The sequence below is a fragment of the Pseudoalteromonas agarivorans genome (assembly GCF_024518735.1).
Lineage (GTDB): Bacteria > Pseudomonadota > Gammaproteobacteria > Enterobacterales > Alteromonadaceae > Pseudoalteromonas > Pseudoalteromonas atlantica.
Genome location: NZ_JANIGJ010000003.1, coordinates 364765 through 382293 on the forward strand (window position 1 = coordinate 364765; position 17529 = coordinate 382293).

A 17529-nucleotide genomic window follows, 5' to 3' on the forward strand; every position below is an offset into this window, starting at 1 on the left:
AATTAATGGTTAAACCAAGTCACTTTTAGCAACTTTAAGCATAAGCTCGGCAGTACGATTAGCGTAGCCCCATTCGTTATCGTACCAGGCGTATAACTTAAGCTGGGTATTATTAATAACCATGGTAGAGAGCGCATCAATAATGCTACTGCGTGGATCGGTTTTGTAATCAATCGATACCAGCGGTTTTTCTTCGTAACCTAATACGCCAGCAAGCTCGTTTTTAGACGCCTGAGCAAACCATTCATTTACCTCAGCGGCAGTTACACCACGCTCAAGCTCAAATACACAGTCGGTAATTGATGCGTTAGTTAAAGGTACGCGTACGGCATGGCCATTTAACTTACCTTTTAGCTCAGGGAATATATGCGTAATGGCTGTTGCACTACCGGTTGTGGTAGGTATTAAACTTGTCCCGCACGAACGAGCACGGCGTAAGTCTTTATGTGGCGCATCAATAATAGTTTGGGTATTGGTAATATCGTGAATAGTGGTCATTGAGCCGTGCTTAATGCCTACTTTTTCTTGCAGTACTTTTACAATAGGCGCTAAACAGTTAGTCGTACACGAAGCCGCAGTCACAATTTTGTGCTCATCTGGGTTATATAAATTATCGTTAACGCCCATAACCACATTTAAAATGCCGTCTTCTTTTACCGGAGCGGTTACCACAACGCGCTTTACACCTTGTGCTAAATATTGATTTAACAGCTCAGTGGTTTTCATTTTACCGCTGGCTTCTATTACAACATCGCAATCTGACCAATCGGTATCGCTAATGGTTTTGTTATTGGTAACGGCAATAGTATGTTTACCCACACTAAAGCTATTCTCGTTTGCTGTAACATTTTGGGCTAAACGCCCGTGCACTGAGTCAAACTCTAATAAATGGGCATGTGTTTTAGCATCGCCCGCTACATCGTTTACTTTAATAAATTCTACTTCTGGCCACTCTAAAGCCGCGCGCAGTGTTAAACGTCCCATACGGCCAAAGCCGTTAATACCTACTTTAATTGTCATAATAAATACCTTTAGTAAAGTTATATCAATTTGCTTAATTAACAGCAGCTTGCTGCACGCTCTGGGCGATTACCCATAGCATTGAGTCGATTTAAATCGTCGTTATAAAACGCAGAATTTTCGTTTCGTGTTTGCGTTAGTACGCTAAGAGCCCATTGTGGCAGGGCTTTATTAATACTGTAATACACCCATTGATTTTGCTTACGGTCGCTCAATAAGCCACATTGCCTAAGTTGCGCTAAATGGCGCGACACTTTAGGTTGGCTCAGTTCCAGCGCAGCAACAAGCTCACACACACATAGCTCTTGCTCATGGCTAATTAATAACATGGCTTTTAAGCGCGTATCGTCGGCTAAGCATTTGTAAAATTGAAGTGGGTTGAGTTGTTCCATAGCATCCTCGTTTAGTTAGTGTGCATACAATAAAACAAAATAAGAATATATGAAATAGTGAATATACGAATTTTCGTATATTTATTTAAAAGCCCGCTTCAATTAATGTGATATCTAGTAAATTGCAGCACACAAAAAAGCCCAGTGGCAAACCACTGGGCTTTTGTAACGTTTTAGTATGAGCATACTTGTTTTATCGCTACTGCAATTTAAAGCCTTATGCTAACAAGGTATTTACGCAGCTCTGTGCGATAAAAAGATGCCCTACGCTTTGCTCTACTTCACAAGCAAAGTCTAAATCAATAAGCAGATACGTTATACATTGTGCCTGCACAGTAGCTATTGAGGTAATTACCACTAAGTTGCAAAAGAAAGCGCAAGATGATCAAGTAATGCTCGTATTCTTGCCGGTAAGTGGCGATTTGAAGCATACACTGCATTTAGCTCCAATATGCTTGCTTCATAGGGTTCGAACAGTAACTGCAATGAGCCGTCTTTTACGTAAGGCTCTGTCACGTATTGTGGGCCCATGCCTATTCCCAGCCCTTGAGAAGCCATATGGGTTACTGCTCTGGGGGAGTTAGAAGCAAAATCGCCGCTAACATTAACGGTGAACGTATTGCCATCTTCCTTGAACTTCCAGTTTTCAGGGTCGTTTTGAGAAGTTTGCAATAAACAATTGTGTGTCGCCAGCGCACGGGGATGCCTTGGTTTGCCATTGCGCTTTAAATACTCAGGAGAGGCAAAGAAAACAATACGCATATCCATCAATTTTTTTGCGATCAGCGTTGAATCCTTCAACGGCCCAAACCTCACAGCAACATCCACACCTTCATCGATGATAGCCACATACTGATCAGACAGGTTCAACTCAACATTAATTTTCGGATGCTTGGCTAAAAATGGGGCCAGTGCATCAACTAATTTAGTACTGCCAAATGCGGTAGGTGCGGTTAAGCGAACCGTGCCAGACAGAGAAGACTGCCGATGCTGAATGACATCTTCTAGCTCTTCAAATTGTTCCAGCAAAGGAACGCATCGCACAAAATACGCCTGCCCAGTTTCAGTCAAGGTAACAGTGCGCGTAGTACGGTGAAATAATAAAGCACCGTGTTTTTGCTCCAGCTGAGCAATGTATTTACTCGCCAGTTTAGTGCTTATGCCTAGTTGTTTGGCACCACCTGTAAAAGATTTTTGCTTTGCCACCGCAATAAACGTGCGCATGCCGTCAATGGTATCCATAAAACCTCGTTTAATATCCCGAATAATTTATGAATATATTGTACATAATGATTCTATAAATCAATGTATTGTACATAAGAAATTCAGCGCCTATTATTTGTTCGAACGCAAAGATAAGCCCAAACAAGGCCAGTTAACCTTATACCTAACAGAGGATCTATTATGTCAAATGCAGTCAAAATTCATTCGTTCCCACTTTCAGGCCACGCTCAGCGTGTCGAGTTATTTGCGAACATCGCTGGTATCGCCCACCAAGTGATCAATGTTGACTTAGCCAACGGCGAGCACAAAAAAGCCCCCTTTCTAGCCCTAAACTCTGCGGGTCAAGTACCCGTATTAGAAGACGGTGACACGGTTATCAGTGATTCAAATGCCATTCTGGTTTACCTAGCACGTAAATACGCGCCGAACTATTTACCTACCGATGCCGTGCTTGAAGCCCAAGTGCAAAAGTTCTTGTCATTGGCGGCAGGAGAAATTGCTTTTGGCCCGTGCAATGCACGCTTAGTTACCGTGTTCAACGCAACCTTGGATGCTGACTTTGCGATTGCTACAGCCCACAACGTGTTGAAAAAACTGGATGCACATTTAGAGGATAGAGCGTTTTTGGTAGGAGAAAGCCCGAGCATAGCCGATATCGCTATTTATACGTACACAGCCCATGCTCCTGAGGGTAATGTGTCCTTGGCTGAGTACCCAAATGTTCGTCGCTTTTTAGCAAATGTAGAGGCACTAGATGGGTTTAAGCCAATGGCAACGACTAAAGCAGGTCTCGTTGCCTAACCTATTGACTTACCTTTTTTGACTGGGCGCTAAGCCCAGTCATACCAATCAAGCAAATTAACTTACCCGTATTGGAGGCCCCATGGAACCAAGCAATCGCTATGCTCCATTTCACGATGGTGAACGTCAGTTGCAAGCCAGTGTAGGTGCTCTGGAGCAGATGGACAATATTGGCCGTCGCGCAATCCGCCCATACATGCCAGATCAGCATAGGCAGTTTTTCCAACAACTGCCGTTTATGGTGCTGGGTAGTACATCAGATAAGGGGCAACTTTGGGCGTCAATTTTACCTGGAAAGCCCGGCTTCGTGCAGTCCCCTTCACCGACTCAGCTCACAGTAAACACCCCAATTTTATCAGGTGATCCATTAGCCGCAGCAATTACACAAGGTGCTCGATTGGGTTTATTGGGACTGGAAATGTCGACCCGGCGTAGAAACCGCGTCAACGCTTGTGTTACCAGCGCAGCGAACAACCAGTTTGCTTTAGAGGTTGAGCAATCTTTTGGCAATTGTCCGCAGTATATTCAAACTCGCGACCTTCAATTTATCCGTTCGCCAGATGCGCCATACAAGGCCCCGCGCGCTGAAGCGTTCTTTGAATTAAGTGATGCCCTAAAGGCCTTTATCCGCCAAGCGGATACGTTTTTTGTTGCCAGTTCTGCGGGTCACGAACCTGCAAACGAAGTAAACCGTCAGCTATCTGCCCACAATGCTATGGGGGTTGATGTGTCACACCGTGGCGGCATGCCAGGTTTTATAAAGGTTGACGAAAACACCCTCACCATTCCTGATTATGCAGGAAATAACTTCTTCAATACGCTGGGAAACTTCTTAGTCAACCCCAAGGCGGGTTTACTGTTTGTTGATTTTACCAGCGGCGATGTTTTTATGTTAACCGGCACGGTTACCTTGCTGGCGAGTGACTCACCGATAATTAAAGGGTTTCAAGGTGCGCAGCGCGGCTGGCAATTTACCCTAACCCAAGGGGTGACATTAAAAGCGGCACTTCCATTTCGCGCTCAATTCGATAGCTACTCTCCCAATTCTCAAGCAACGGGCACTTGGTCACAGACAGAAGCGGTGTTAAAAGCACAAGCTAAACGTAACCAGTGGCGCGCATTTACCGTCAGTAAAATCGAAGACGAGAGCAGTACAATCCGCTCATTTTATTTACAGCCAAAAGATGATGCTCCTGTACTGCCATTTTCCCCTGGGCAACATTTAACCCTGCGTATTAAACAGCAAAACTCTGACAGTTGGATTGTGCGCAATTACACTGTATCCAGTGCCCCATCGCAAATTGGTTATCGTATTTCAGTAAAACGTGAAGAGTATGGTCTGGTATCAAGTACCTTGCATTCTCGAATATCGATTGGCAGTGAAATACAGATTAAAGCACCAAGCGGCCATTTCTTTATCGATAACACACAACAGCGCCCAGCCATTTTAATAGGTGCGGGTGTGGGCATAACGCCAATGGTGGCCATGGCAAATGATGCAGTTAATGAAGGTATTCGCACTCGCTATATCCGCCCGATGGCAGTTATTCAAGCCGCAAAAAATAGTGAGCAACGCGCTTTTTATGCAGAGCTGAGCAACATTGCAAAGCGTAGCGCTGGGCGTATTCAGTATTATTCTGTTTTAAGTCAGGCGCACAGCAATCAAACGCAAAACGCTATTGTGTCGAACGATTACACTTCCCAAGGGCGAATTAGCCAAAGCTTGGTAATGGACGTACTCAATGCAATAGCATCAGAGCATAGCGTCGATTTCCCATCGCTGTACGATAAAGACTTTTATCTGTGTGGCCCCCAAGGTTTTATGCAAAGTATGTATGACTTACTGATTGGCATTGGGGTAAAAGATCAAGATATTCACGCCGAAGCGTTTGGGCCGTCGTCTTTACTTCGCCAATCAACAGATACCAGCAACCACGCTGAGCTAGAGGCTGAATCTGCTGTGATAAAGTTTGCCCACTCAGGTATTGAACAAAGCTGGTACAAGGATGACAAGCCCCTGCTCGACGTAGCCGAAAGCAAAGGACTTACGCCACCATACAGTTGCCGCAGCGGTCAATGTGGCTCATGTGCGGTTAAACTAAAAAGTGGTGCTGTAACGTATCGCACCAAGCCAAGTGCGCATATTGACGCATCAGACGTATTGTTATGCTGCGCGGTACCAGCGAAAGATTGCGACACTGTTATATTAGACCTGTAGCTCAATTAAACAGGCTAATATTCAAAGTCACTTATTTATGAAACCTATACAAGTTATTCAACGTTACTTTACCCAAAGAGGATTTAAACATGAGTACACGCCCACCACTGCCCCCCTTTACCCGCGAAGTGCCATCGAAAAAGTGCGCCTAGCAGAAGATGGCTGGAACAGCCGTAACGCTGAAAAGGTATCACTTGCTTATACAGTTGATACCAAATGGCGTAATCGCAGTACTTTCGTGAATAACCGCGAAGAAGCCGCTGCATTTTTAACAGGAAAATGGGAAAAGGAACTGGAATATAGGCTTATAAAAGAGTTATGGGCTTTCACTGAAAATCGTATTGCCGTGCGTTACGCGTATGAGTGGCACGACGACAGCGGCAACTGGTTTCGCTCCTACGGCAACGAAAACTGGGAATTCGATGAAAACGGCTTAATGCAAAATCGCTTCGCTTGCATCAACGACTTACCCATCAAAGAATCAGAACGAAAATTCCACTGGCCTCAAGGACGCCGCCCCGACGATCACCCAGGGTTATCGGAGTTAGGGCTGTAAGCACACCCAATACAGACGATAAAGTTTGCCCTCTATCGGCGTTCTTGCAGAACGCCTTAACCCTTTTCATCCTCCCAACATTTTTCAGCATTAAAGAGCTGCTTACTTAATCACTGCAATGACAAATACAACTGTGTTAATTGCTGGTACATGGGTTAATTTAATCATGCTGTTTTTATATATTTATAACGTTATTGAATAAACTTTGCATACAAAAAAGCCCAGTGGCAAACCACTGGGCTATTACAATGCGAAGTGATCAGTTAATTAAATAACCGAAAGCTCAACTTCAATATTACCGCGTGTAGCGTTTGAGTATGGGCATACTTGGTGTGCTTTATTTACCAGCTCTTGCGCTGCTGTTTTATCCATATCACCGAGTGATACAGCTAATTTAACTGCAATGCCAAACCCGCCTTCAATCGCGCCAATAGATACTTCAGAGTTAATATGTGTATCACTTGGTAGCGCAATTTTTTCGCTACCGGCTACAAATTTTAGTGCACCAATAAAGCACGCTGCATAACCAGCTGCAAATAATTGCTCTGGGTTTGTGCCTTGTCCATCGTCGCCACCTAGCCCTTTTGGGGTTGATAAGTTTACATTTAAACGGCCATCGTCTGATTTAGCTACACCTTCACGGCCACCGGTTGCAGTTGCTTTTGCTGTGTAGGCAACGTTTTGTAATACATTCATAGTGAACTCCAAAGTTTATCAATTAATTTAATTTGCATGCAAAATAATAGGTCAAGTAATTAGAGATTGCAAATACTTTGCATGCAAATTAAAATGTTTTTTGAGTTGAAGGTATTAACGCACTAGGAGTTAGGTATGTCATTTGAGCAATTAAAATTAAAAAATCAGCTTTGTCATAGGTTATATATGGCATCAAATAGTATTGCCCGCGCTTACCGTGAGCCTTTAGCTGCACTTAATTTAACGTATCCGCAGTATGTAGTGATGATGGCGCTGTGGGAGCAAGACAAAATAACCATAGCGCAGCTAATAGATAAAACCGCTATTGATGGTGGCGCTATGACCCAAATACTCAAAAAAATGACCGAAAAGTCTCTGCTGGCTGTTATTAAAGATGAGCACGATAAGCGAAAGCGCCTAATTCAGCTTACCCAAAGTGGGCAAGCCCTTAAAAACGAAGCCGCTGATATTCCAAAAAACATATTATGTAAGTTTGAAAGTGTAGACCCCACACAAGCCAAACAGCTAATGCAGCTGCTTGATTTAGTAATAAGCGATTTAACAACTAAAAACGATGATGAGTTAGCCAACTAACGCGGTTATTTTTTGTTGAATAAACGCCCTAAATGCGCTGATCACCGGGGTCATTTGGCGTCGGTCGGCGTACATCATATAGAGCGGTAGCGGATCGCTTTGCCACTCGGGGCATAAATGAACGAGCTCCCCGCTTGCTAAATTATCAATTACATCCAAGTACGACTTATACGCAATGCCTTTGCCCTCTAGCGCCCAGCGCCTAACCATTTCGCCATCGTTTACTATGTGTTGGCAATTTAGCTGCACTTTTTGCACCGCGCCATTTTTATAAAATCGCCACTCTTTAAACACCTCACCAAAGCGCATAAACGTAATAGTGGTGTGCTGCGTTAAGTTAAGGGGATGTGTAAGCAATCCATTTTTTGCTACATATTCAGGAGAGGCCACTAAAATACGCGCATTATTTAAAAAAAGTGGCGCTGCAATTAACTGCGAATCTTTTGGTACACCAAAGCGCAGCGCAATATCAATTGATTGGCTGTAAATGTCGCTTACTTCGTCACTTAAGTGCAGTTTAAGTTTTACATGCGGGTAGTGTGCTAAAAACTCATTAAGCCATTCACTTAGTTTATTACGCCCTAAGTCACACGGGGCCGATACCTGTAGCGTTCCCGTTACTTCGCCCACTGCGGTTTGTACTGCAGCTACCCCTTGTTGAATAAGCGAAAGAGAGTCTTTGGCGTAACTTAAAAACTGCTCCCCTGCCACACTTAAGCGTAAGCTGCGAGTAGAGCGAATAAACAGCACGTTTCCTAAGTCTTTTTCTAGGCGCTTAATAGCTGCACTTACCGCCGCTGGGGTTTGCTCGTTTTGTCGTGCAGCTTCAGAAATACTGGCGCAACTGGCTACATCTATAAAAGTTTGAATATCGTTAAATGATCGCATATTTTCAATTAAAATTTGAAAGTGCTTTAGTTTTTCATGTCTTTTTCTATTTTTCAACTGAGCTATAGTGCTTATAAGTTAAAAACACTTGGTTAAAATCATCAGGAACGCACATGAAAGCATTTGGCTACACCAAAAACACTAAAACGCTTACAGCAAGCTCTATACAAGCAATTGAACTTGATACCCCAACCGCCACCGGGCACGACCTACTTATTGAAGTAAAGGCTATTTCGGTAAACCCTGTAGATACAAAAATACGTGCAAATGTAGCGCCAGAGCAAGGCTACAAAGTATTAGGCTGGGACGGCGTAGGCGTTGTAAAAGCCGTTGGCGAGTCGGTATCGTTATTTAATGTGGGAGATCGTGTATTTTACGCCGGCGATTTATCGCGCCAAGGCAGTAATGCGCAATTTCAATTAGTTGACGAGCGTATTGTAGGGCGTGCGCCTAAAACATTAACCGACGCACAAGCCGCAGCGCTGCCGCTAACCAGTATTACCGCCTACGAAATGCTATTTGATCGCCTGCAAGTGCCTAAAAATAAGCAAAATACTCAGCAATCTATTTTAGTTATTGGCGCCGCAGGTGGCGTTGGCTCTATTTTGGTACAGCTTGCAAAGCAGCTTACTGGGCTAAAGGTGGTAGGTACTGCGTCACGCGAGCAAAGCGTAACTTGGCTTAAAGAGTTAGGAGCGGATCATGTACTCAATCATACTAAAAACTTAAACGAGCAGCGCAAAGAACTGGGTTTAGCTGAGTTTGATTACGTTATTGGCTTAACCCACACCGACCAATACCAAGACCAAATAGTTGAGTGTATTAAACCGCAAGGTAAATTTGCGCTAATAGATGACCCTACATCGTTCGATATTTTAAAATTTAAGCGTAAATGTATTTCAGTGCATTGGGAGTTTATGTTTACCCGCTCGCTATTTACTACCGCCGATATAACAGCGCAGCACACCTTACTTAATGAAATTAGCGAGCTGATAGACTCAGGTACACTTAAAACCACGCTTGGGCAAAATTTAGGATTAATAAACGCTGCTAATTTATATAAAGCGCATCAAATTTTAGAATCGCACACCTCACGCGGTAAACTTGTTTTAGAAGGCTTTGAAGCATGAACCAGATTAAAAAAATACTTTTAGTTGCAGCCTGTAGCACTGCGTTTTTAACCAGCAGTGTGTTTGCTAATACCGCTAATCAAAATGCTGATTTAAAAACAGTAGCTACATTCGACGCGCAGCACCCACCAGGTAATATTGCTATTACGCCCTCGGGTCGTAAGTTTTTATCGGTACATGGTTTTTACGGCCAAAAACAAAAAATTATGGAGCTATTAAGCGATGGCACCACCAAGCCCTACCCTAATGAAGAATGGGCATACGCGTATAAAAACGGCAAAGGCTTTTACGATGTACTTGGCATAAATGTATCTGCCGATGGCGTGTTATGGATGCTTGATACATCAGGCCCTGATCGTGCTGGGCGTTTAGTCGGTTGGGATACCAACAAAGAGCAGCTGCATAAAATAATTTATTTAGCTAAACCCACCATTACCGACACCTCGTTTTTAAACGATTTAGTTATCGATAATAAACACGGCGTTGTATACATTGCCGACACCGCACAAGGCAGCCAAGCCGCTATTATTACCGTAAATTTAAAAACAGGTGAGGCGCGCAGAGTCTTACAAAATAGCCCATACACCACAGCCGAAAACATCGACATGGTCATTGAAGGGCGCACCATGAAACTAGGCGGCCAACCAGCACGTTTAGGGGTAAACCCAATCACACTCGACCCAAGCGAACAATGGCTTTACTTTGGCTCTATGTCTGGCACATCGGTTTACCGTATTGCCACAAGCGATATTAACAATAAAAGCCTGAGCGCAAGCGCCCTTGAAAGTAAAGTAACGCGTTACGGCACTAAACCAATTTCAGATGGCATTATTGTTGATGGCGGCGGTAATGTGTATGTTACGGACATAACCAACGGCGCAATTGGTGTAGTAAAACCAAGCGGTAAATACCAGGTATTATTTAAAGACGAGCGCTTAAGCTGGCCTGATGGCTTTAGTTATGGCGCCGATCATAAAATATATTTTACCGTAGATGAGCTACACCGCTCGCCAGTATTAAATAACGGTAAAAACGCCAGCCAAGGAAAATTTAGTGTGCTGTCGTTCGACCCACTAGTAAAGGGTAAAGTAGGGCGCTAAATACAGCGTATAAACCATACGCCACGCACCCGCTGCGTGGCTTTTTGGTGCAACTTTTGAGCCTTTTAGCCCCAAAATGGTGCTAAGCGCTCAAAAGTTATTTTTAGTGTTTTAATAAATATCTGATTTGTATTCATAAAATATTCAATTAACAGTTGGCATAATTCTTTCAAAGTACAGATGTGTTCAGTGAAACTTTCAAGGAAAATACCATGGCTAACCTATACCACACCCTTTACCTACTATGGCGTTTAGACATTAGCGTATGGCAGGTAAACGATCCGAGTAATACCCATACCACGTGCGACAAAGAGCGAGTTTACAGCCGATAAATTTCGTATTTATAGGCTTTGCAAGCGCGGCCATTGCGTTGTATTGTTAAGTAACTAAAAACAATATGATTGGAACGTGTATGCACGCCTTAGAAGTAAATTTTGATGGCTTAGTTGGCCCTACTCACAACTATGCGGGTTTATCGTATGGTAACGTTGCCTCGTTAAATAATGCGGCAAGTTTTTCAAACCCTCAAGAAGCTGTGTTACAGGGCCTTGAAAAAATGAAAGCCATGCACGACAAAGGCCTAACACAAGGTGTGTTTGCGCCCCACGCACGCCCCGATTTAAACGTACTACGTCGCCTAGGTTTTACCGGCAACGACTCGCAAGTTATTCATAAAGCATTTAAAGCAGACCCTATTTTATTGCGCGCGTGTTATTCGGCCTCTGCAATGTGGACCGCCAATGCCGCTACTGTTTCTCCATCGCCAGATACCCTCGATGGCAAAGTGCATTTTACCTCAGCTAATTTAAACAATAAGTTTCATCGCTCCCTAGAGCCAGCTACAACTACCCGCTTACTAAAAGCCATGTTTAATAACGATAGCTACTTTGCACACCACACGCATTTACCCGATCAGGGCTTTTTTGGCGACGAAGGCGCGGCTAACCACACCCGACTTTGCGACAGCCACGGCGAGCAAGGCCTAGAAATGTTTGTATTTGGCGCAAGTGCCTTTAACAGCCAGTTACCAAAACCGGCTAAGTTTCCTGCAAGGCAAACACTAGAAGCCTCAGAAGCCATTTGCCGATTACATAATTTAAAAGAATCGAGCCAAATTTTACTGCAGCAAAACCCAGATGTAATAGATCAAGGCGTGTTTCATAACGATGTAATTGCAGTAGGTAACGCAAACGTATTGCTTTGCCACCAGCAAGCATTTTTAAACCAACACGATGCCCTGCAAGAAATTCGCGATGCCTACACCGGCAGCAAACAGCTATACATAATTGAAGTACCTACTGATAAAGTAAGCATTAGCGATGCTGTAAGCAGTTACTTGTTTAATAGCCAATTAGTAAGCCTAGACGATGGCTCAATGCTATTAGTAGCGCCACAAGAGTGCCAACGTAATAGCGCAGTAAACGCCTACATTGAAGAAATGATTTTAGCCGATAACCCAGTAAACCAAGTGCAGTTTTTTGACCTGCGCCAAAGTATGCAAAATGGCGGCGGCCCTGCCTGCCTGCGTTTACGTGTAGCTCTTAACGAGCAAGAACTTGCTGCGGTAAACCCAGAGGTTATTTTAACCGATACTAAATACACTCAGCTTTGTGACTGGGCAAAACGAAACTACCGCGATAAGTTAGGTGCAAGCGACTTTGCCGACTCAGCCCTACTTACCGAAAGCTACCAAGCACTGGATGAACTCACCCAACTGCTTAACTTAGGCTCGGTATACGACTTTCAATTAGAAGGTTAATACTCGTCAGCAAAAAGCTGATACAAAAATAGCGAGCCAAGGCTCGCTATTTTTATTTGTGCTTATGCAATAGTGTTTAAAGGTTTTATTTACCGTTATTAACCGTTACTGCCGATGCCATCGACTCAGATATATGCAGCGTTCGCTGCGGAAACGGAATACTCAGCCCCGCGCCTTCTATGGCCTCTTTAACGCGTTTATTTAAATCCCACACAGTTTGCCAGTAATCGCCATTTACAGCCCATGCACGTAATTGAATATTTACTGCGCTTTCGCCTATTGAAGTAACCATTACTTTAGGTGCTGGCTCTGCAAGTAGTCGGCTTTCTGATTCGGCAACGTCTTTAAGTACATTTAAGCCAACATCAATAGAGTCGGCGTACGAAATTCCCACCACTATATCCATGCGCCTTTTACCGTTACGGGTAAAGTTTTTAATGTTGCCGCCCCACACTTTACCGTTAGGCGATGCGATATACAGGCCGTCGGTGGTTTTAAAAATGGTCGTAAATAAGTTTATTTCGTTAACTGTGCCAAGCGTACCGCTCGCATCTACAAAATCGCCTATTTTAAATGGCCTAAGTATTAATAGCATAATGCCAGCGGCAATATTACTTAAGGTGTTTTTAAGCGCCAAACCAATCGCTAAACCCGCCGCGCCCATTAGCGCTATTAAGCTTGCCGTATTAACGCCAAAAATATCTAAAATAAACAGCGCAGCAATTATGTAAACTAAATACCCCGCAATGCTCGATAAAAGCGGCAGTAGCGTTTCGTCTACTTTTTTTAATGGCGACTTAGAATTTTTAATCGCTTTTTTTACTGAACGCGCAATAAGCGCACTCGCAACTAAAATAGCCAAGGCTAATACCACTTTGTAACCTAAAGTGATGATTGTTTCTGAATGGCTTTGCCAAAACACAATAAGTTTATCTTTCATACATATTCCAACTATGGGCTGATTATCAGCAAGAATTAAATCTATACACTTCAAAAGAAGTGGCGGGAGTATATAGTAAAAATTTTAAAGCGATAGCAATAAAATAAGTGGAAGGTGTGCCTAAATCAGCAAATTAATTGGGCAAAGTTTTTCTTTTTTTCGCTTAAATTTTCACACTTAAAACCTTTGTGCTCACAAACTAGTTAACCTATGGCGTACATACTTTTGTTCAAAAATGCGCAAAGTAAAATAAAGATTAATTTCAAGTAACTATTCAAAAAACCAGTTCAATTTAAATTCAGCTTAGCCCTTCTACAATCCGCTTTATAAACTAAAGGAGTAAATCATGAATTTTAAATCAACATTAGTCAGCAGCGCCGTTCTTTTCGCATTAGCGGGGTGTGGCTCTTCAAGTGATGACAATGACACAACACCGCCACAATCTAGCGACAAGTCAACCTTTAGCCTTGGTGTGTCAGATGCCCCGGTTAGTGGTTTAAAAGCGGTTAACGTCGTGTTTGATTCAATCACTATTAAAACACAAGGCGATGAAGAATTTAGTTTTGAAACCCGAAGTGAAACTGACGCATCTCAACCACAAATGGTTAATTTGCTCGATTACACCGGGGATGATGTTTTTGAGCTGCTTGACGATCAAGAAGTGCCAGCAGGCGAATACTCGTGGATCCGCGCTCAGGTTATAAATGGCGATACTAATAACCTTAGTTTTACATCTCACGTAGTATACGAAGACGACAGCATTGCTCCGCTCGTGGTAAAAAGAAAAGGGAATGATGGTGTAGGCGAAATACAACTCGATGGCTTTACACTTAACCAAACTGATAACGACTTTGTTTTAGAATTTGACCTAAAAAAATCGCTGGTCGATCCCCAAAATAATGAGGAGATCTTTTTAAAACCTAGAGGCGTACGATTACAAAATCTTTCTGAGTCACAAGAAATTGAAGGCACAGTAAGCCAAGCGCTTATTAATAACTGTGAAACAGACAATATCGCCACTGCTGCTGCAGATTCAACGTTTGGACACGCCGTATATTTATATTCATCAGATGCTCAAATACCTAAAGATATATACGAAATAGATGAGCAAACCCCAGAAGATGCCCCACTTGCGACCGCAAATGTTGTACTTGACCAAGACGATAACCAATATGAGTTTGAGCTTGCTTTCATTACACCGGGAGACTACCAACTTGGCTATACGTGCACCGCACATATAGACGATGCAGAGCTAGAAGATACTGATTTCACTGTTTATCAACTTAAGCAAATTAGTGTACCGCAAACTGAGGACCTTTCAGTTAGCTTTGACATAACACAATAAACGTATAGCGCACTTTAAGGTGCGCTTTTTTTTATAAAAAGTATAACAAAAACGAACACTCCACCTTTGCAAAAACCCATTAAAGCCACTCACCTAACATCATCCAAATAATTCATTCGTAAAGTGACCTGCATTCAAGCCCCGTTAACCCAGAACTGGTACAGTTAATAGCACGTATTAGTTAAACCGTTCTTATCATTTTGAATATGTAAACATAGGAGAAATAATCATGGCGAAAGAAAAAGTAGTTCTAATTACAGGTGCCTCTAGTGGCATAGGTGAAGCGAGTGCAAAAACATTGGTTAATAACGGCCATAAAGTCATTCTTACCGCCAGAAGTGAAGATAAATTAGCTGAACTAGTTGAGTCATTAGGTGAAGACAACGCACTGAGTGTACCCGCAGATGCCACCGACTTTACCGAACTTGAAAACGTAGTAACAAAAGGGCTTAAAAAATTTGGCCGACTAGATGCCGCATTTGCCAACGCAGGTATGGGCGTTTCAACCGCAGGCACTGAAAAAGGCGACCCCGATGAATGGTCAACCATGATAGACATAAACATTAAAGCCCTGCTGTGGACGGCAAAAGCAACCCTGCCTCATTTACGCCAAAACAAAGGCCACTTTATATTAACCAGCTCAGCCGCTGGCCGTAAGCCAATAAAAGGCTCTATTTACGGTGCAACTAAATGGTTTGCTTACGGGTTTGGGCAAAACTTAGCTGAAGAAATGAGCGAGTGGAATGGCCGCTGTACCACCATAGCCCCTGGCATGGTAAACACCCCATTTTTTGATGAAGCTAAACCCGACAAACTCGACCCACAAGATGTAGCCGACGCCGTACTGTTTGCCATTGAAGCAAACCAGCGCAACAACGTGCGCGAGATATATTTAATGCCGACTAATTAACGTTGATTGGTTGAGTTTGAGCTATTAGGTTTAATGCCAATGGCGTTAAACCTGATGGTTGTTTTTGATAAATACTGGCTGGATAGAATGAAGAATTTAAGATGGATGTCTTGTTTATTTATCTTGTTTATTTAGTAATGGTAACGGCACGAGATAACTGTAATTGCTGTATCATCCACGGCATATACCAAACGATTTGTATCATCTATTCTACGAGACCAAAAGCCTGAAAGATTTTCTTTAAGGGGTTCCGGTTTTCCAATCCCATCAAATGGAGAACGCTTAACATCAGCAATTAGCTTATTTATACGTTTCAAGGTTTTCTTATCTTGAGTCTGCCAGTAGACATAACTATTCCAAGCTTCATCAGTCCATGATAATAACCTGTTACTCATCAATAAGTTCTCGTGGAGTCGTTTTGCCCGCTTTATACTGCGCAATTGAACGGTTTAAATGTTCAGCGTTCGCTGGAGAGCGAAGTAAATGAACAGTTTCCATAAGGCTGTTGTAGTAATCTAATGACATTACAACCGCATCTTCAGTGTCACGACGAGTGATTACTGTCGTATCTGCATCATTAATTACATTATCCAAAACGGCTTTTAGACTATTTCGGGCTTCGGTAAAAGACACTATTCTCATTTTGCACCTCACTTGTACATTATATAAGACAAGTTTAGCTGGAAAATTATTACATGTACAGGATACTGTGCATTACTTTGTTGTGGTAGCAAATTTCTAAATAAAGCGCACAGACATGTGGGCTAAAACAAAGGCCACTTTATATTAACCAGCTCAGCCGCTGGATAGAATGAAAAAAATTTAAGGTGGGTGGCTAGTTTATTATCTCCTGATCACTAGCGATGACCTCTTTGATTTTTGTTTGGTGAAGGTTTTCGATAACACTTACCTCTTTAATGCTTCTAAACTTTCCGCCAGTATCAATATACTTTAGAGATTCGTCCTCGACCTTTTCGGACTCTCTGCCTGCAAAATCACACAAATTTTCATAATACCCCTTGGCATAACGGTATGCAGAAACTATTTCTTCTGTTGTTGTGCCAACAGTAAGCAGTTCCTTTCTGTTTCCTTTAAACACTACAGGAACCAATATGCTTTTTTCTGCGAGAGTCTCATAAATTTCTGGGAGCCCAAGTTTCTCGCTTAAGCGATAAATTGTGCTGCATAAATTAGCGATATAAAAATCATATGTCTGTGTCGGGCTTTTATCAGTAATGACAGCATCAAGTTGCCGCCGGGCAAAACTTAACTCACTTTCAATATCTTTGAAACTGCCTTCATTGGGAACAGGGGTACCATCAGCAGGGGAGCCTATGAAAAAAACCTTATGGACTCTTGGGTGGACTTTAAATTTTGCAGTAAAGCAGTCGAAGTAGTTCACTTCACCTATTTGGGAGAAATAGCTGAAAAGTTCACTCCTGTGGGAGTTAAATAGGTCAAGGTTGTTTTTTAGCCGTGTTATCTTGATTTGTTCGGCAGTTTGATTCGTCGCATGGAATCTTGAAACCAGAACAGAAAGTGGAATAGCCAAAGACAGTATTGCTAGAGGTACTTTACTAATCGAAAAAAATGTATTTAACCCCTCTCCAGTTATTGATATTTCATAACCCTGCCAAGCTACAAACCCTAAAGTCATAAAATAAAGGAATGGGCAAAAAATACTTAACCACAACAATCCTTGGCTGGAAAGCCCTTTGTCTGCACTCAGAGTTAGTGCAGAAGTGAAACGTTTACCCCACCACGAGCCTGCCCCTAATACTCCTGCAATAACTATTACGGGGATAAGTGTAGGAAGGGTAACCAAGCAAGCTAGAACAACTACCTCTGACAATTAGAACTCCTTAAGGGGCATAACAATTTAGTCTACGACATTTGTCATTTTACAAAGTACTTAATGTCCCTATATTAAAGTGGTTTCATCCTAGCTATAAAATA

The 17529-nt window shown here is 42.6% G+C and carries 17 protein-coding genes and 1 pseudogene; 9 read left to right on the forward strand and 9 right to left on the reverse strand.

Annotated elements, in window-relative coordinates:
- Window positions 1-9 precede the first annotated feature (9 nt).
- The 3 genes from NQT65_RS08290 to NQT65_RS08300 all read right to left on the reverse strand — a co-directional run bounded on the left by NQT65_RS08290 (window position 10) and on the right by NQT65_RS08300 (window position 2654).
- Complete coding sequence (locus NQT65_RS08290) at window positions 10-1020, reverse strand: ArsJ-associated glyceraldehyde-3-phosphate dehydrogenase (RefSeq protein WP_096042729.1); 1011 nt, start codon at window positions 1018-1020, stop codon at window positions 10-12.
- Between the two features lie 38 nt (window positions 1021-1058).
- Window positions 1059-1412, reverse strand: a complete 354-nt coding sequence (locus NQT65_RS08295; protein WP_004587025.1) for a metalloregulator ArsR/SmtB family transcription factor — start codon at window positions 1410-1412, stop codon at window positions 1059-1061.
- A 357-nt stretch (window positions 1413-1769) separates the two neighbouring features.
- The gene (locus NQT65_RS08300) at window positions 1770-2654 is read right to left on the reverse strand and encodes a LysR family transcriptional regulator (protein WP_256850914.1); all 885 of its coding nucleotides are present in this window, start codon (window positions 2652-2654) and stop codon (window positions 1770-1772) included.
- A 162-nt stretch (window positions 2655-2816) separates the two neighbouring features.
- Between NQT65_RS08300 and NQT65_RS08305 the strand changes: the two genes are divergently transcribed.
- The 3 genes and pseudogenes from NQT65_RS08305 (at window position 2817) to NQT65_RS08315 (ending at window position 6211) form a co-directional block, all read left to right on the forward strand.
- Entirely contained in the window at window positions 2817-3437 is a 621-nt protein-coding gene (locus NQT65_RS08305) for a glutathione S-transferase family protein (protein ID WP_256850915.1), read from the forward strand.
- Window positions 3438-3519: 82 nt separating this feature from the next.
- Window positions 3520-5655, forward strand: coding sequence for an FAD-binding oxidoreductase (locus NQT65_RS08310; RefSeq protein WP_256850916.1), 2136 nt, complete (start codon window positions 3520-3522; stop codon window positions 5653-5655).
- An 89-nt stretch (window positions 5656-5744) separates the two neighbouring features.
- Window positions 5745-6211: pseudogene (locus tag NQT65_RS08315) on the forward strand (nuclear transport factor 2 family protein).
- Between the two features lie 267 nt (window positions 6212-6478).
- On the opposite strand, the gene NQT65_RS08320 reads toward NQT65_RS08315, so the two are convergent.
- A complete protein-coding gene (locus NQT65_RS08320; protein WP_004587024.1) occupies window positions 6479-6907 on the reverse strand; it encodes an organic hydroperoxide resistance protein in 429 nt (142 codons plus the stop codon).
- Window positions 6908-7042: 135 nt separating this feature from the next.
- On the opposite strand from NQT65_RS08320, the gene NQT65_RS08325 reads away from it, so the two are divergent.
- Window positions 7043-7501 carry a MarR family winged helix-turn-helix transcriptional regulator gene (locus tag NQT65_RS08325; RefSeq protein WP_121638292.1) on the forward strand — a complete coding sequence of 153 codons (459 nt, stop codon included), beginning with the start codon at window positions 7043-7045 and terminating at the stop codon, window positions 7499-7501.
- Here NQT65_RS08325 and NQT65_RS08330 read toward each other — a convergent pair.
- Window positions 7490-8389, reverse strand: a complete 900-nt coding sequence (locus NQT65_RS08330; protein ID WP_256850917.1) for a LysR family transcriptional regulator — start codon at window positions 8387-8389, stop codon at window positions 7490-7492. The two genes, NQT65_RS08325 and NQT65_RS08330, sit on opposite strands and share 12 nt — an antisense overlap.
- A 113-nt stretch (window positions 8390-8502) precedes the next feature.
- Here NQT65_RS08330 and NQT65_RS08335 point away from each other — a divergent pair, with 113 nt between their 5' ends.
- The 3 genes from NQT65_RS08335 to astB all read left to right on the forward strand — a co-directional run bounded on the left by NQT65_RS08335 (window position 8503) and on the right by astB (window position 12378).
- The gene (locus NQT65_RS08335) at window positions 8503-9519 is read left to right on the forward strand and encodes a zinc-binding alcohol dehydrogenase family protein (protein WP_126009442.1); all 1017 of its coding nucleotides are present in this window, start codon (window positions 8503-8505) and stop codon (window positions 9517-9519) included.
- Window positions 9516-10619 carry an L-dopachrome tautomerase-related protein gene (locus NQT65_RS08340; RefSeq protein WP_256850918.1) on the forward strand — a complete coding sequence of 368 codons (1104 nt, stop codon included), beginning with the start codon at window positions 9516-9518 and terminating at the stop codon, window positions 10617-10619. The genes NQT65_RS08335 and NQT65_RS08340 overlap by 4 nt, the downstream gene beginning before the upstream one ends.
- 412 nt (window positions 10620-11031) lie before the next feature.
- Entirely contained in the window at window positions 11032-12378 is a 1347-nt protein-coding gene (gene astB, locus NQT65_RS08345; RefSeq protein ID WP_004587018.1) for an N-succinylarginine dihydrolase, read from the forward strand.
- 85 nt (window positions 12379-12463) lie between these two features.
- On the opposite strand, the gene NQT65_RS08350 is transcribed toward astB, so the two are convergent.
- A complete protein-coding gene (locus tag NQT65_RS08350; RefSeq protein WP_256850919.1) occupies window positions 12464-13318 on the reverse strand; it encodes a mechanosensitive ion channel family protein in 855 nt (284 codons plus the stop codon).
- Window positions 13319-13664: 346 nt separating this feature from the next.
- On the opposite strand from NQT65_RS08350, the gene NQT65_RS08355 reads away from it, so the two are divergent.
- Window positions 13665-14663: a DUF4382 domain-containing protein gene (locus tag NQT65_RS08355; RefSeq protein ID WP_256850920.1), complete on the forward strand. Its 999-nt coding sequence runs from the start codon at window positions 13665-13667 to the stop codon at window positions 14661-14663.
- A gap of 229 nt (window positions 14664-14892) precedes the next feature.
- A complete protein-coding gene (locus tag NQT65_RS08360) occupies window positions 14893-15573 on the forward strand; it encodes an SDR family oxidoreductase (RefSeq protein WP_004587015.1) in 681 nt (226 codons plus the stop codon).
- A gap of 131 nt (window positions 15574-15704) precedes the next feature.
- On the opposite strand, the gene NQT65_RS08365 is transcribed toward NQT65_RS08360, so the two are convergent.
- The 3 genes from NQT65_RS08365 to NQT65_RS08375 form a co-directional block, all read right to left on the reverse strand.
- Window positions 15705-15968: a Txe/YoeB family addiction module toxin gene (locus NQT65_RS08365; RefSeq protein WP_024032911.1), complete on the reverse strand. Its 264-nt coding sequence runs from the start codon at window positions 15966-15968 to the stop codon at window positions 15705-15707.
- Window positions 15961-16215, reverse strand: coding sequence for a type II toxin-antitoxin system Phd/YefM family antitoxin (locus NQT65_RS08370; protein ID WP_004587013.1), 255 nt, complete (start codon window positions 16213-16215; stop codon window positions 15961-15963). Before NQT65_RS08370 ends, NQT65_RS08365 begins: the two co-directional genes overlap by 8 nt.
- 193 nt (window positions 16216-16408) lie before the next feature.
- Window positions 16409-17425: a hypothetical protein gene (locus NQT65_RS08375; RefSeq protein WP_256850921.1), complete on the reverse strand. Its 1017-nt coding sequence runs from the start codon at window positions 17423-17425 to the stop codon at window positions 16409-16411.
- Between the last annotated feature and the right edge of the window lie 104 nt (window positions 17426-17529).